At 34.0% G+C, this 15,043-nt stretch carries 11 protein-coding genes; 6 read left to right on the top strand and 5 right to left on the bottom strand.

Annotated features, from left to right (window positions below):
- Positions 1-2: 2 nt before the first annotated feature.
- Positions 3-1,877 (bottom strand): glucose PTS transporter subunit IIA, encoded by a 1,875-nt coding sequence (locus ACKJXD_RS00580; protein ID WP_430875231.1) that lies wholly within the window; start codon positions 1,875-1,877, stop codon positions 3-5.
- Positions 1,878-2,054: 177 nt separating this feature from the next.
- On the opposite strand from ACKJXD_RS00580, the gene ACKJXD_RS00575 reads away from it, so the two are divergent.
- A complete protein-coding gene (locus ACKJXD_RS00575) occupies positions 2,055-2,759 on the top strand; it encodes a GntR family transcriptional regulator (protein WP_220215284.1) in 705 nt (234 codons plus the stop codon).
- A gap of 192 nt (positions 2,760-2,951) precedes the next feature.
- Here ACKJXD_RS00575 and ACKJXD_RS00570 read toward each other — a convergent pair whose 3' ends face one another.
- From ACKJXD_RS00570 to rph, 3 genes are all read right to left on the bottom strand, one after another.
- On the bottom strand, positions 2,952-4,058 hold the full coding sequence (locus ACKJXD_RS00570) for an SIMPL domain-containing protein (RefSeq protein WP_430875230.1): 1,107 nt from the start codon (positions 4,056-4,058) through the stop codon (positions 2,952-2,954).
- 193 nt (positions 4,059-4,251) lie between these two features.
- Complete coding sequence (pyrE, locus tag ACKJXD_RS00565) at positions 4,252-4,899, bottom strand: orotate phosphoribosyltransferase (RefSeq protein ID WP_294826029.1); 648 nt, start codon at positions 4,897-4,899, stop codon at positions 4,252-4,254.
- Between the two features lie 13 nt (positions 4,900-4,912).
- Positions 4,913-5,629, bottom strand: coding sequence for a ribonuclease PH (gene rph, locus ACKJXD_RS00560; RefSeq protein ID WP_220215281.1), 717 nt, complete (start codon positions 5,627-5,629; stop codon positions 4,913-4,915).
- Between the two features lie 158 nt (positions 5,630-5,787).
- Between rph and ACKJXD_RS00555 the strand changes: the two genes are divergently transcribed.
- From ACKJXD_RS00555 to ACKJXD_RS00545, 3 genes are all read left to right on the top strand, one after another.
- A complete protein-coding gene (locus tag ACKJXD_RS00555; RefSeq protein WP_220215280.1) occupies positions 5,788-6,654 on the top strand; it encodes a YicC/YloC family endoribonuclease in 867 nt (288 codons plus the stop codon).
- A 284-nt stretch (positions 6,655-6,938) separates the two neighbouring features.
- Positions 6,939-7,829 (top strand): hypothetical protein, encoded by an 891-nt coding sequence (locus ACKJXD_RS00550; RefSeq protein WP_430875229.1) that lies wholly within the window; start codon positions 6,939-6,941, stop codon positions 7,827-7,829.
- Between the two features lie 585 nt (positions 7,830-8,414).
- Positions 8,415-11,030: an autotransporter outer membrane beta-barrel domain-containing protein gene (locus ACKJXD_RS00545; protein WP_430875228.1), complete on the top strand. Its 2,616-nt coding sequence runs from the start codon at positions 8,415-8,417 to the stop codon at positions 11,028-11,030.
- A 196-nt stretch (positions 11,031-11,226) separates the two neighbouring features.
- Here ACKJXD_RS00545 and ACKJXD_RS00540 read toward each other — a convergent pair whose 3' ends face one another.
- Complete coding sequence (locus ACKJXD_RS00540; RefSeq protein ID WP_220215277.1) at positions 11,227-12,618, bottom strand: MATE family efflux transporter; 1,392 nt, start codon at positions 12,616-12,618, stop codon at positions 11,227-11,229.
- Between the two features lie 361 nt (positions 12,619-12,979).
- Here ACKJXD_RS00540 and yejK point away from each other — a divergent pair, with 361 nt between their 5' ends.
- Both yejK and nfo read left to right on the top strand, forming a co-directional pair.
- Positions 12,980-13,984 carry a nucleoid-associated protein YejK gene (gene yejK, locus ACKJXD_RS00535; protein WP_220215276.1) on the top strand — a complete coding sequence of 335 codons (1,005 nt, stop codon included), beginning with the start codon at positions 12,980-12,982 and terminating at the stop codon, positions 13,982-13,984.
- Positions 13,985-14,026: 42 nt separating this feature from the next.
- Entirely contained in the window at positions 14,027-14,875 is an 849-nt protein-coding gene (gene nfo, locus ACKJXD_RS00530; protein ID WP_430875227.1) for a deoxyribonuclease IV, read from the top strand.
- The last annotated feature ends 168 nt before the right edge of the window (positions 14,876-15,043 follow it).

Genomic DNA, 15,043 nt, shown 5'->3' with positions numbered 1-15,043 from the left:
TGTTATTGCTTAATGTCAAATACTATATCTTGAGTTGTAACATCTATTTTATCGGTTAATGTAATTTGCTGATACTCAGCACTATTGACAATAATAATTGGGGTGATTAACGGATAACCTGCTTTTCTGATAGCATCAGGATCAAAACTGATAAGTAAATCACCTTTTTTAACTTCTTGATTTAATGTTACATGATAATTAAATTCGTTATTTTTTAAATTCACTGTATCGATACCACAATGAATTAATAGTTCTATACCATTATTTAATGTCAAACCAATAGCATGTTTTGAACGTTCAAATACAGCAGTTATTTTCGCGTCATCAGGGGCGTAAACGTGATTATCCGTTGGCTCAATAGCAATACCTTCACCCATTAGTTTTTGAGCAAAGGCAGGGTCAGGAACTTCACTTAATGGTAGCGCTTTACCTGTCATCGGGCTTGTAATTTTAATTTCATCAACTAAAACTTTCGGCGTATCATCTTCGATCTGCTCAGTTGACGATGACTTTGTTTCACCGGTACCTAAAATTTGAATTAACAATACCGGACCAAATAAGGCAATTGCTGAACCGATTAAAACGCCTATAAATGAGCCGGGATGTTCAGGATTAATTGCATTAACTATGGTTAATGGACCCGGTAAAGCGGCATAGGTATAGTAATAAGGTGTAAAGAATCCCGCAACAATGCCACCTAAAGCAGCACATACACAGCCGTAAATAAATGGTTTTTTGTAACGTAAGTTCACACCATATATAGCTGGTTCAGTAATACCAAAAATCCCGGTAACAAAAGCGGATAAAGAAACGCCTTTCATATCTTTATTTTTGGTTTTTATATAGAATCCTAATGCTGCGCCCACTTGACCAATAACGGCTATGGTTTGGAAAGCTTGGAATGAATCTTGACCGTATTGATTAATATTTTCAATGATAACTGGTGTGATTCCCCAATGAACACCGAAAATAACAAACACCTGCCATACAGCACCGATTAAACCACCTGCAACAGATGGTGCAAGATTAACAATCCAGTTGTAGCCATTAGCAATATAATGTGCGGCATTTGCAGTCAGCGGACCGATAGCGAGCAAAGTAAGAGGTACCATAATGACTAAGCAAATAAGAGGCATCAGGAGTGGTTTGATGATGCTATGTAAACGTGGCTCTAAAAATCGTTCTAAATACGATAACAACCAAACTAAGAATAAAGGGGGTAAAACCGTAGATGTATAAGTAGTTTCAGACAATGCCAAACCAAATAAATTAATTTCTTGTCCTGATTTGATGAGTGCAGCCAGTTCAGCCCATGTTGGTGATAATAGAGCTGCACAACACGCTACAGCGATGTAAATATTGCAACGAAAATGTTGTGAAGCGGTGATAGCAATAAAAATAGGTAAAAAAGCAAACGGTGCCCAGGAAATGAAATTGAATACTTGGTAAGTGCCTGTCGTTCCGAAATCAGGAAAGGCTAATTTAATTAAGATTAGAATCCCTTGTAATATTCCTGATGCAGCTAGGACATAAACAAAAGGCGCAAATACTGCTGACATTGTTGCAATGATAAGATTTAATATATTTTTATTTTCGACACTTGCAACTTTATTATCTGTTTTAATTAATTGTATAAAAGCATTGTAGACCTTATCGACATTTGTGCCAATAACTACCTGAATTTGTCCGCCTTTTTCAACAACGGTTATGACACCAGGAAATTTAGCAATATTTTCCTTGGCATTTTCGGGGGTTTTTTGTGTCACTAAGCGTAGACGTGTTGCACAACGAGCGACAGTGACTATATTATCTTCACCACCTAACTCATTCAAAATATCAACAGCCAACTTATTATAGTCTCTGATCTTTGACGACATCGTTTTAAGTTCCTTATAAAAAATACAGTTAGCTTATCTTATCGACAAATTGAAAATTGTTAATTACCAATTTTATTGTTTGTGATCTAGATCTAATTTTAAATATGCTCGCTTTGATATTAAAATAATAAGTATAAAATGTGATTTAACTATTGATTAATAATGTAAGGAAAATAAATGCTGAAATATCAGGACGTTGCCGATAAAATTCAACAAGCTATTTGTCAGCAAAAATTACCCAAAGATACTCAGTTACCAAATATTGAAGGATTGATTAATCAGTTTCAAGTAAGTCGAACGACCATTATTAAAGCATTAAATCGACTTGAACGACACGGAGTCATCTATCAAATACAAGGAAGTGGTATTTTTGTTAGACAGCCCAAAAAAAGTGGCTATCTCAATTTTTTAGAAAGTCATGGGTTTAGTGTGGATTTGAATGATCTTCCTGGAGCATCGCAAGTATTTAATGTTGATATTGTGGAACCAGATAAAAAAGTGAAAGAAAATTTAAGATGTTGTGAGGGTGAACAAGTCTACTACGTCAAACGATTGCGATATGTTGATGGTAAAATATATGGGTTTGAACAATCTTATTATCGCAAAAAACTGGTGTCATATTTGAATAAAGAAATTGCTGAGCATTCAATATTTAGTTATGTGAAAGATATCTGTAAAATTAGCATTGGTTTTTCAGATAAATATTTTAAAGCGATAAAATTAGACGCTGAAATAGCAGAATACTTGGGCTTACAAGCAGGCGATCCGGCGTTATGTGTTGAAGAGATATTTTATACATCAGCAGGAGAACCATTCGATTTTTCGAAAATTATCTACCATTACGACAATGCTAAATTTTATGTGCAGAGCCATTCTAAATGAATCGAAGTTTTAAAAGAGTAGCTTGAAAATATGGATGATTGATTTAGTAAACTATTTGTACAATAAATACTTTAAATTATAAATAAAATGGTAAGTGTATTTGGGTTTAAACGCTCTCCGACTATTTAGCTTTTAGTTAAAAAGCTAACTAAGGAGAGCGTGTTCAATTGATGATAGATTTATCTTAAAAGTTTATTGTATAGGTTTAAGTGTTTCAAAAGTACCCGATAAAACCAATTTTACTCTGTAATCTGTTGGTGCATAAATATTAACATCCTCCTTCACGTATCCATCAGCATACAATCTGTTCGCATAACGTCGAGCGTCTCTGTATTCTGATTCCAGATCAAATTCTCCACCGGTTATATTAAGCTGTTTAGGAGCACCTAACAGATATTGTTTTGCCAGTAGTCGTTCAACTTTATTTTTAAGTTTAGCTAATAATATTGCTTCATGTTCTTCAATTGCTTTTTGAACAGCTTCTTTCGAAACACTGTAATGAGTATCATCATTGACGACCATTTTTAATTCTTGAGCTTTAGCAATAATTTTACCAATAAGTTCAAGCTTAGTTGTTTTGACCATAAGATTATGCCGAACGTAATATTGTTTTACTGTAATTCTTTCCGGTGATATTTTATCCGTATCTGAATTGGTTATGGTGAAATCAGTTAATTGAAGTTTTTTTAATTCATCGGTAATGGTCGAATATTTTTTATAAAGATTATCTTTGGCTTTATTTAAAGTTTGGGCTGTTTCGCGAATATTGAAAGCATAGAGATTCTTAACTTTATCACTTTTTACTTGATGAATATCATTAATATCATATTTATCTAATATTTTATTGAGATCAACAAAACTATCGTTATTATCAATCTTTATAACAATATTCATATTTGCTTGATATTTTGAATTTTCTTGACTATTTTCTTGATTTATCTCTCTCACATTGTTTTGATAACCAATTGTCTCTAAATTGTCTTCAGTTAAGCCTAATTTCACTAATTCATCTTTAAATTGTTTGATTGTCGTTACATTGCGATCTGAGGCATCGTTGGGTGATGCGGCGTCAGTTAATAAAGTTACAGAAAATTGTACCGTGTCAGGTTTTAATATGACGGTTTCAGAAATTTTAGCTTCAACTTCTCCTACAGGTATTAAATTTTTGCCATATTTTAATTCTTGTAATTGCAAATAAGTATTATTAACATTCAATTCTTGAGTAACTGAGTTAGCAGCATGACTATTAAAGGCGATACCAATATTGAGTAACATGGCAAATAAAATTGTTTTTTTCATCTTTTTATCCTTAGTTAATGTTTATTTGTTTATAAAAATACTTGTTGTATTGCTAATAAAAGGCTAAATAAATCTAGTCTAGATTATAGATAAAAAGCAGATTAAATGTCTAAAAAATGTATGGGATTCTAAAAAGATGTAAAAGCGTTTTTCAACGCTTTTATTTTATTTGATGATTGTGTAAAAGTTTACTTTAGTTTATACCATATTGCGCACGATAGGCTTCAACTAGTTTAACTTGATCTTGTCTGGTTGGATCTTGATAAAGATATTGGATCAAATCATCAAGCGTAATAATTGAAATCACTTCGCAATGATAAGTTTGTTTAATTTCTTGAATTGCAGAAAGATCGGCACGACCTTTTTCTTGTCGGTCTAAGCAGATTAATACGCCAGCTAATTTTGATTTATTATCTTCCAATATTCGCATTGATTCACGTATCGCGGTTCCGGCTGTAATAACATCGTCCACTAGCATAACACGTTGTTCGTAAATCGAACTACCGACCAAGTTACCTCCTTCACCATGATCTTTTGCCTCTTTACGATTAAAGCAGTAGGGTACATCAACGTTGTGATGTTCAGATAATGCAACGACAGTTGATGATACAATCGGAATCCCCTTATAAGCAGGGCCAAAAATTACGTCATATTCAAGCTTGGCATCTAATAAAGCAGCAGCGTAAAAGCGACCTAAAAGGGCTAAATCTTTACCGGTGTTAAACAAACCCGCATTAAAAAAATAAGGACTTTTTCGACCTGATTTTAAGGTGAATTCGCCAAATTTCAATGCTTGCCGATTTAAAGCAAATTCAATAAATTCACTTTTGTATGATTTCATCGATCCTCTCCAATTAATCTTTTAAGGCCTGTCTTTGTGCATCAATAATGGTTGCAATGCCATTTTTAGCTAATTCTAATAATTTTAATAATTCGTCATGACTAAAAGGTTCACCTTCGGCAGTTCCTTGAACTTCAATAATTCGTCCGTCATCAGTCATTACTACATTCATATCAGTTTCAGCATTAGAATCTTCAATATATTCTAAATCACATACCGGTTGACCATCGACAATACCGACAGACACAGCAGCGACCAATGATTTAATCGGATTTTGTTTTACTTTACCTTCGGCAATCATTTTATTGATCGCATCATTTAGGGCTACACACGCGCCAGTAATTGAAGCTGTTCTTGTACCACCGTCAGCTTGAATGACATCGCAGTCTAAGGTAATGGTATATTCGCCTAAAAGTTTAAGATCTATCATTGCTCTTAATGAACGAGCAATTAATCGTTGAATTTCCATCGTGCGACCTGTCTGTTTACCTTTTGCCGCTTCACGTTGTGTTCTCGAATTAGTGGCTCGTGGCAACATACCATATTCAGCCGTGACCCAACCCTGATTTTGACCTTTTAAAAAACGAGGAACACTTTCATCGACAGTTGCATTACACAGTACTTTTGTTTCACCAAACTCAACTAATACAGAACCTTCTGCATGCTTAGTGTAATGACGGGTAATTTTGATAGGGCGGACTTGTTCCGCAGATCGACCTGACGGGCGCATGCATTTCTCCAGCAATTATATTTAAAAATCGTTTTGAATTTACCATTTAGGAGGACATCAACAAGAAAAGGTTGATGTTTAGCCTAAGCTAAGAGCGCATTATACAGAATTTGTGATACAATGCCCAGCAAGTTTTTTACAAATTTTAGGAAGCCATTATGATTTCCAGTATGACCGCTTATGCCAGAAAAGAAGTAAATCAACCATGGGGGACCGCTTCTTGGGAGCTTCGTTCGGTCAACCAACGTTATTTAGAAACTTACATCCGTTTGCCTGAACAGTTTCGCTCACTTGAGCCTATTATTCGTGAACGGCTTCGTCATCGTTTAACGCGGGGTAAAATTGAATGCCATTTGCGTTTTGAATTGGATCCTGCTGCACAACATCAAGAATTATCTTTAAATCAAGATCTTGCTAAGCAAATTTTAAATGCAGCTAATTGGATTCAGTCAGAGCACAAATCTGGTGAAGTGAATCCTATTGATGTCTTACGTTGGCCAGGTGTGTTATCAGCTAAAGAGCAAAATTTAGACACCATATCACAAGAACTTTTAGCTTTATTAGATTCGACAATTGATGAATTTATTGCTGTGCGTGAGCGAGAAGGCAAAGCATTACGTGATCTTATCATCCAACGACTTGAGGGAATAACCGAACAAGTTGAAAAAATTCGTCAATGGATGCCACAAATTTTGGAATGGCAAAAAGAGCGTCTACAAAATAAATTAGCTGAAGCCAATATCGAATTAGATAGCTCAAGGTTAGAACAAGAAATTGTCATGATGGCTCAACGTATTGATGTTGCTGAAGAGCTTGATCGTTTGATGACACACGTTAAAGAAACTTATGCAATTTTGAAAAAAAATGAAGCCATTGGACGTCGACTTGATTTTATGATGCAAGAATTTAACCGCGAATCGAATACCATTGCCTCAAAATCCATTAATGCCGATGTCACGGCAAGTGCCATCGAATTAAAAGTTTTAATAGAACAAATTCGAGAACAAGTACAAAATATCGAATAATTTTATTAATTAGATATAACAACGTAATTCTTCTCAATATCAATTGATTTTATTATCAAAATATTGAGAAGTTAATGAGTTTAAAAATAGTTCGATTTTAACAATTAAAAAAACCCCTTTTTCTTTCCTTTTACTCATATTAAAATACGCCGCTTCAAAAAATAAGCTTTGATATGTTTTATGAAAATAATGACGGTTTTACTTACTGTCAATAAAATAAATTATTCAATTTTTCTGTTGAAATAATCAAAGTAGATTATATCTATAAATATAAGGAAAAAATAATGAACACCTCAACTGAACACTATCAATTTTCAAATAAATTCAATCTGGGCTCTACGATTGTTTTAACTTTGCTTGGTATTTTTGTGGCTATTATACTCGGCGTAGTATATGCCTTAATCTCTCGTTTTTCTCCATTAATTCTTATTGATGTCGGTCTTCTTGTGGGGATGTATTATGTGATAGTCTTACTGCAAAGTCATTTATCTCAATTAGCGAAGATCCGTAACGTTAAAATCAATATTTTAATGACTTTTTTAATCTGTTTGTTTGCCTATTATTCAAACTTGGTTACTTTCGAAGTTTTGTTATTTAGCACTAACTATCTGTCAGATTGGATTTCACTGTTTTTATCGCCTATTGATACCATAACAATATTAATTGATGATATTATGCCTTATCGTGAAATCACCATTACTAAAGGTAGCTCATCAAAAGGTTCAATTTCAGGAATGTTATTAGCTGGCGTTTATCTGGTTGAATTCATAGGCTTCTTTTGCCCAATTTTAGCGTCTTTATTTATAGAAAAAGCCTTTTGTGAAGATTGCCAAACTTGGTACAAAAAATATTTTTTCTATTCCTTGTCTAATGAAGAATTAGAAGACAATATTAATAATAGCCGAGTAGGCAGTTATGCCAATGCTTTAGCAAATGTGGATTTTCATAAGGATACTAAGGATATTGTTACCACAACAGGCGAAAGCGTGTCTCTTCTAAATTATGAATATTGCCAATGTCCAAAATGCCAGCAAAAAAGTGTCTTAACGATTACGAAACAAATGTTAAAACATACGGATAAAGGTCCTCAAGTTGAAGGTGTGAGTGATGGAATACTTGTCAATCAAGCTTACATTGACCAGCAAACCGATCAACTATTTTCATCTCAAATCTAATATTAATTTGGTCAATTACTAACATAAAATCAGGTGCTTAATCAGGTACCTGTGAAAATCCTCTTCAAAATAAATCTTTCTTCGAAATCAAGAAGAAAGATCATTATTTCCCTTAATTTCAGACTAGTAAAAATAATCTAAAAATGATTAATTGTTTGTAAAACATATGGTATTTCCTTATCTACTTTAGGTTGCAACTAAAATTGATCAATGACTCTATAATGAAAGCAGACTAAATTAATTTTTCTTAGGAGATTAATACTCGATTGCAAATTCTATTAAATGACGAATTTATTACATATAAACAACATTATATAAAAAATAGAAAGACAATTAAATTGTTATCATATTTTCAAGGTTGAATTGTAAATTTAGCGAAAAAAACACTAAATAATTGTCACGTAATTAACTATCAATTAACAATAAAAACAATAAATTAAAATAAAATTACATTATTTGTTAGAAATTTTCGATAAATGGGGTATTGATTGATCACTATATCCGATCAATAATATTTTTTTACAAAAGCTAGTAAAATATCATTAGCTTTTTTAAATATCGTTAAAATGAAGGAAATCATAACAAATGAATAAGATATACAAGGTATTAAAAAATAGACAAGGAATAAGCTTGGCTGTATCAGAACTAGCCAAAGGCAAAACAAAATCTTCAGTAAGTAAAATTGCTGCGGCTATCTTGCTTACAGCTGCTATGTCTGAAAGTGCACTTGCTGCATCAATACATATTAATTCGAATGAAACAATCAAAGGTGATGGTACTGGCACAATTCAAAGTGGTCAAATAACCGATGATGAATATTCATTAGGGTCAGGGTCAAATGGAAAAGGAAGTCTAACGATTAGTGATGGCGGTACACTATCGTTATCAAGAATTTTAGTTGGTAGAGGCGCAGGAAATTCAGGTGAATTAATTCTTGATAATGGACATCTTACTAATGCTCAAGGTGTTGCTTATTTTGGCTTCCAAGGTGGTGATGCGAATGTATTAATCACAAATGGTGGTACTTTCACAAATACTGCTTGGGCTTCGCCAAGTATAGGAAGTGAAGCTGGTTCTAATACTACCCTAACAGTGAAAGGTAAAGGAAGCGCATTTATTCAAGATGCAAATATTCAAGTAATTGTTGGTTCTAATGGTAATGCCAAAGTTGACGTAATAGAGGGCGGCTTATTTGATGCAAAAAATACTTTATTACTTGGATATGCAAATGGTACCGCAATTTTTAATGTTATAGGTAAGGATTCAACATTAAAAGCGGCCACTATGCGTGTAGGGCCAGAAAAAAATACAAATACAGGTCATGCTGAGCTGAATATTTTAAATGGTGCTAAAGCCAATATTGGTGATAAGGTCAACGGTACTTTAGTCGTTAGAAATGGCGGTAAAGTATTTATTGATGGAACTGATTCTGAATTGAATGTGGTTAAGGATATATTCATTGGTAACAAAAGTGAAATCACGGTCTCTAATGATGCCAAAATAGCCACAACTGAAAACGACAAAAGCAAAAGTGAAGGTATAACCATCAATGAGGGCGGTAAATTAAATATTGGTGGTAAACCAAATGAAGCACCACAAAAAGCGGGAACGGTTGATGTGCCAGCTATCCATTTTGTAAATCAAGATCCATCATTACCAGCGGGTGAACTTAATTTCAATCATACTAATAATGATTATCAAGTAGGCTGGGATATTGATAGCAAAGCAAATGGAAAAGGCAATGTCAATGTAATCTCTGGTGATAACTTTATTAGTGGTAAACATACTTATGAAGGAAACACCAATATAACAGGTGGATCTTGGAATGCAAATGCCAAAAATGTCTTCAGTGAGAAATCTGATTACAATATTGGTAAAAATGGTTCGCTAAATTTAAGAGATCATGACCAAACAATTGGAAATCTAGTCAATGGTGGTACTGTCGATTTAGGTGAAAACTCTGCAGATACTGTATTAACAGTAAATGGCGATTACTACGGCGATGATGGTAGACTAAATGTTTATCTGGATACCGAAAACGGTCAGTCAGATAAACTTGTTATTAAAGGTGATGCTTCAGGTAAAACCAATATTGATATTACTGAAATTGGTAATGGCGATGTTGATGACGGAAAAATCCAGTTTGTTGATGTTGAAGGTGAAGATGAAGCGATTTGGAATGTAATTGAGAAGAAAGATAGTGAAATTGATTATACTATTGGACGAGATGAAGATGGTAAATTAACCATTGAATATACTAGTGCATTATCAAATATAAAAAAATCACCAGTTGTTGCTTCTGTTTTTGCTAACCAATTAGCCGCGTCAAATATGTTCCGTCAAAGTGCACATGATCGTGATGCAGCTATTTATGTTCCGGATTCAGATGTCTGGATGCGTTATAAGTATCATCGTACTCGCACAGATATGTTTAATGGCAAACAGTCAGTAAAAATCAAAACATCAGTAATAGAAATGGGTGTTGATGTACTAAGCACAGATCAATTAAAAGTTGGTGTTTATGGTGGTTACGGTCACAGTTCAATTGATACCAAACAAAAACATAGTCAACGTAAAGGTGATGGAACTGTTAACGGCTATAATTTAGGTGTGTATGGTCATTGGAATGCTCAGACAAATGGTGAAGGGCTTTATGTCGATACTTGGGCACAATATAGCTGGTTCAAACATAAGACTTCTGTACATTTATCAAATGTAAGAAACTATTCTAGTAAGTATGATGGCAATGCATTTAGCTTATCTGCCGAAATGGGTTATGGTTTGATTGCTCTTCAAGGAGAAGAAACAAATTGGCTATTTGAACCACATGCTCAAGTTGGTTATACCTGGCAAGACAGCGATAAATTTAATTTGGGTCGAACTGGAAAAGTGGATAATATCAATGCTGACGGCGCACAATTACGCTTAGGTGCACGTTTATATGCACAAAATACAAAATCGACTACAGGTATATTACCATTTGTTGAAGCGAACTGGATTTATGATTCAACATCACCAGAAGCTAAAGTTAAAGGTAAACATGTCGATGCCGATCTGGGTAAAAATTTCGCAGAGTTTAAAGCAGGTGTGAGTGGTAATTTTACAAAATCGCTAAGCGCTTATGCTCAACTTGATGGACGCTTTGGTTCTGATAAGTATTCACAAGTTGGTGGACAACTAGGTTTAATTTATTCATTCTAACATTTTTTATATAGCTAACTAAGTTTAAAGCAGTACTAAAAGTACTGCTTTTTTTTTGACTTAAAAGTATCATTCTGAAAAAAATAACTAAATTTTTAAAGTAATTACTTAATAGGTCATAAGTTTATTGTTTATCTAGTCAATTTTATCACTTTTGACAAAGTGATGCTTTTTAATGGTTAAATAAAAATTAAAACTATTCATTTAGTCTTAAGGAACAATCTCTATTTCTAATTGATTTAAAATAGCAATAAAGCACTATATAAGCTGTCCCAGTAGATAAGAGATCCGCTGTTGGTGATGCAGCCCAAACGCCATCAAAACCGAAGAATAACGGTAATATATAGAGGGCGGGTAACAGAATTAAAATTTGTCTTGATAGACTTAGTAAAATTGAAATCTTTGCCATACCTATACATTGGAAAAAGCTTGTTGTGACCATTTGAAAACCAACAAAAGCAAAGGATAGTGTAGTGTAACGAAGCGCTATTGCTGATAATGAAACTAAATCTTGTTCGGAACTGAAGGCTTTAACTAATGTATCAGGAATAAAGAATCCAAGAACAAATCCAATTGAAGTGACCACCGTTGCAACTTTTACGGCATAAAAAAACGTAGCTTTTACTCTTGCGTAATTTTTAGAACCATAATTGTAACCAATTATAGGTTGCATACCTTGATTGATGCCGATAACTATCATGATAATTAAGGTAATAAGTCGATTTGCATTTGAATAAGCAGCTATAGCATCATCGCTTGATTCATGGGCTAATGGTGCATAGTGATTGAGTTGCCAGTTGATAAACACAACCACAACGGAAGCGGCAATTTGCATAGCAAAGGGTGACATCCCGATAGATAAGATCGCTTTGACAATTTTCAAATTGAGTCTGAAATTCCGTAGATACAATTTAATATTGCTGTTTTTACTAATAAAATGCTGCATGACAAACAGAAAACTTATCAACATAGATAGCGTCGTTGCTAGGGCAGCACCACGCATACCCCAACCCAAACCAATGATAAAGATTGGCGCTAAAATTATATTAGCAATAACGCTGACAAACATCGTTACCATCGCTTTAAACGGATAACCACTGGCACGCATCATATTGTTATAGTTAAACGTCAATGTTAGGAAGATACTGCCGGGTAAAAAGACTTCTAAAAATTCTCTAGCATAGGTGTGATTGACGGGACTAGACCCCACAAAACGTAAAACGGGATCAACAAAATAAAGCAATAATGATAATGTTAAACCACTCAATAGCGCAGTTAACATAAAAGAGGTACCGGCAACTTTTTCTGCCTGATCATTTTCGCCTCGCCCTAAAAAAATTGATATTCGGCTGGCAGAACCAATTCCAACTAACATACCTATTCCTGCCGCAAAATTCATGACTGGCAAAATAAGCCCAGCGGCACTGAGAGCTTCACGCCCAATCCAATGACCGATAAAAATACCATCAATAATGTTATACAACGTATTAACAATAGTTCCTATTACGGCCGGTAATGCATATTGCCAAAATAATGAACTGATTTTTTTATTTCTGAAATCATTATAAATATCTTTGGAGTGAGCCATAGTTGTTATTACCACATAAGGTTTTTTTAAAGGTTATTTGTTTACAATATAGTTTGATATATTATTTAAAGTCAGTGACGTTTGCTAGTTGAATTAGCAATATTCGTTACTTTGAAGATTTATCAAACCAAAATTTAAAATTAATATTCAATTAATGCCAAAAAAATTTTTAGAAAGCGAATCACTGTCATCTATTGTAGCTTTAAATAGTAAAAAAGCTTAAGTAGATAAGATGTTATTGCCGATTTTGAAATGTTTATCTCATATAAGTCAAACAGGTTTTCATTTGTTGATAGCACTTTTTCAGTGCTTTGGTAAAATATACCATAATTTAATATTGCGATCCAAATAGGAATCCCTAATGAGTGTACAAATAGAAAAAGTTATCTTGCATAAATTAATTAGAAAAAGCGATACCGAAATTGAACTACAATTGCGTGACTCGATGCTAAGTAATCAGCAAGCTGTGGTTAATTTAATTGAAGATATAAATCGTATTTATAATAATAAAAGTAAAGCATACGGTCTGTTCAACGAAGAAAGTTTATTTGAACAGTCACTTAAAGAATTACGGCTTGGCAACCAAGATTTTTTACATTTTAGTCAAGAATCCACTAAACAGTTACGCAATGAACTTGCTAAATACCCTTTTGCTGAAGGCGGCACAGTCGTTTTTTGTCATTACCGTTATTTAGCGGTAGAGTATCTTATCATTGCTGTTTTAAATAGTTGTTCGAGCATGTTAGTCAATGAACAACTTGATATATCTGAAACACAATATTTAGATATTGATCACGCTGATATTATCGCTCGAATCGATATCACTGAATGGGAAACAGCTAATGATTCTAAACGTTATTTGACCTTTTTAAAAGGAAGAGTAGGGCGTAAAGTATCAGACTTTTTTATGGATTACTTAGGTGCAAGCGAAGGGTTAGATGCTAAAGCACAAAATAAAACTTTAGTGAAAGCGGTTGATGATTATTGTCAAGAAATGCAATTTGATAAACAAGACAAAGTTCACGCACGTGAAAATGTTTACAATTATTGCCAAGCTCAATTGCAAGCAGGTGAAGAAATTGAGCTTAAAAATCTTGCCAATGAATTACCAACTAATGGTGATAACAATTTTATGGAATTTGTTAAAAACAGTGATTACGATTTGGAAGAAACGTTTCCCGTTGATCGTAGTGCTTTGCGCCAACTTAAAAAATTCTCAGGAAGTGGCGGGGGGTTAACATTGAGCTTTGATTCCGATCTCCTTGGTGAACGAATTAAATGGGATCCGCAAACCGATTCTTTAGTGATAAAAGGTGTACCACCTAACTTACGTGATCAGTTGCAACGTAATAGTGGTTCAAACTAATTATAAATTCCTTTTTTAACACAATTATCAGGATTCAAAAGTATGAAATATGTTGGCGCGCATGTCAGCGCTTCTGGTGGGGTCGATAACGCCCCAATCAATGCTTATCAAATTGGCGCAACTGCTTTTGCGCTATTCACCAAAAATCAACGTCAATGGCATGCAAAGCCACTTGAAAGCGCTATGATTGATAGCTTTAAAAAGCGCTGTGAAAAATACGGCTTTACTAGTAAACAGATATTGCCACATGATAGTTATCTTATCAATTTAGGTCATCCGGATAGTGAACAACTTGAAAAATCACGCACCGCCTTTTTAGATGAAATGCAGCGTTGTGAGCAACTCGGATTAACGTTACTTAATTTCCACCCGGGTAGTCATTTAAAACAGATATCTGTTGATGAATGCCTCAGCCGAATTGCTCAATCTATTAATATTACGTTAGATAAAACTAACAATGTGGTTGCCGTAATTGAAAATACCGCAGGTCAAGGCTCTAATTTAGGTTATAAATTTGAACATTTGGCACAAATTATTGACCAAGTGGAAGATAAAACTCGCGTTGGTGTCTGTATCGATACTTGTCATGCCTTTGCTGCTGGTTATGATTTACGTACTGAAAAAGCCTGTCAAGAAACGTTCGCCGAATTTGAAAAAATTGTTGGTTTTAAATATTTACGAGGCATGCATTTAAACGATGCCAAAAGTGAACTTGCTAGCCATGTTGACCGCCATAACAGTTTAGGAAAAGGGAACATAGGTGAAACGGCTTTTAAATATATTATGCAAGATCCAAGAATTGATGAAATCCCGCTGATTCTCGAAACTATCGATCCGGATATTTGGTCACAAGAAATCGCATGGCTAAAAGCACAGAGTAAAGAAAATTAAATTAAAAAATACCAATGGGGAGAGCAACTATTTAAAGATTTACCTTTAATGGTATTTTGCTTTGAATAGTTCGCATTTAGCTGTGAAGACTTCGATTTTATTTTCCTTACAATGACGAAATAACACCAAAGGGGATAATCGCCATTAAATGAAACTTTCAAGACATTA

Origin of the sequence: Gilliamella sp. G0441, from assembly GCF_050589305.1 — a bacterium.
Taxonomy (GTDB): Bacteria; Pseudomonadota; Gammaproteobacteria; order Enterobacterales; family Orbaceae; genus Gilliamella.
The sequence above is the reverse complement of the archived record's forward strand: the minus strand, read 5'-3'. Positions and strand labels throughout refer to the sequence as shown.

Coding starts and splice junctions, on each gene's coding strand:
- ACKJXD_RS00540 (WP_220215277.1), bottom strand. CDS start 12,618: ATGGCTCACTCCAAAGATATTTATAATGATTTCAGAAATAAAAAAATC.
- ACKJXD_RS00570 (WP_430875230.1), bottom strand. CDS start 4,058: ATGAAAAAAACAATTTTATTTGCCATGTTACTCAATATTGGTATCGCC.
- yejK (WP_220215276.1), top strand. CDS start 12,980: ATGAGTGTACAAATAGAAAAAGTTATCTTGCATAAATTAATTAGAAAA.
- ACKJXD_RS00575 (WP_220215284.1), top strand. CDS start 2,055: ATGCTGAAATATCAGGACGTTGCCGATAAAATTCAACAAGCTATTTGT.
- pyrE (WP_294826029.1), bottom strand. CDS start 4,899: ATGAAATCATACAAAAGTGAATTTATTGAATTTGCTTTAAATCGGCAA.
- ACKJXD_RS00545 (WP_430875228.1), top strand. CDS start 8,415: ATGAATAAGATATACAAGGTATTAAAAAATAGACAAGGAATAAGCTTG.
- ACKJXD_RS00555 (WP_220215280.1), top strand. CDS start 5,788: ATGATTTCCAGTATGACCGCTTATGCCAGAAAAGAAGTAAATCAACCA.
- rph (WP_220215281.1), bottom strand. CDS start 5,629: ATGCGCCCGTCAGGTCGATCTGCGGAACAAGTCCGCCCTATCAAAATT.
- ACKJXD_RS00580 (WP_430875231.1), bottom strand. CDS start 1,877: ATGTCGTCAAAGATCAGAGACTATAATAAGTTGGCTGTTGATATTTTG.
- nfo (WP_430875227.1), top strand. CDS start 14,027: ATGAAATATGTTGGCGCGCATGTCAGCGCTTCTGGTGGGGTCGATAAC.
- ACKJXD_RS00550 (WP_430875229.1), top strand. CDS start 6,939: ATGAACACCTCAACTGAACACTATCAATTTTCAAATAAATTCAATCTG.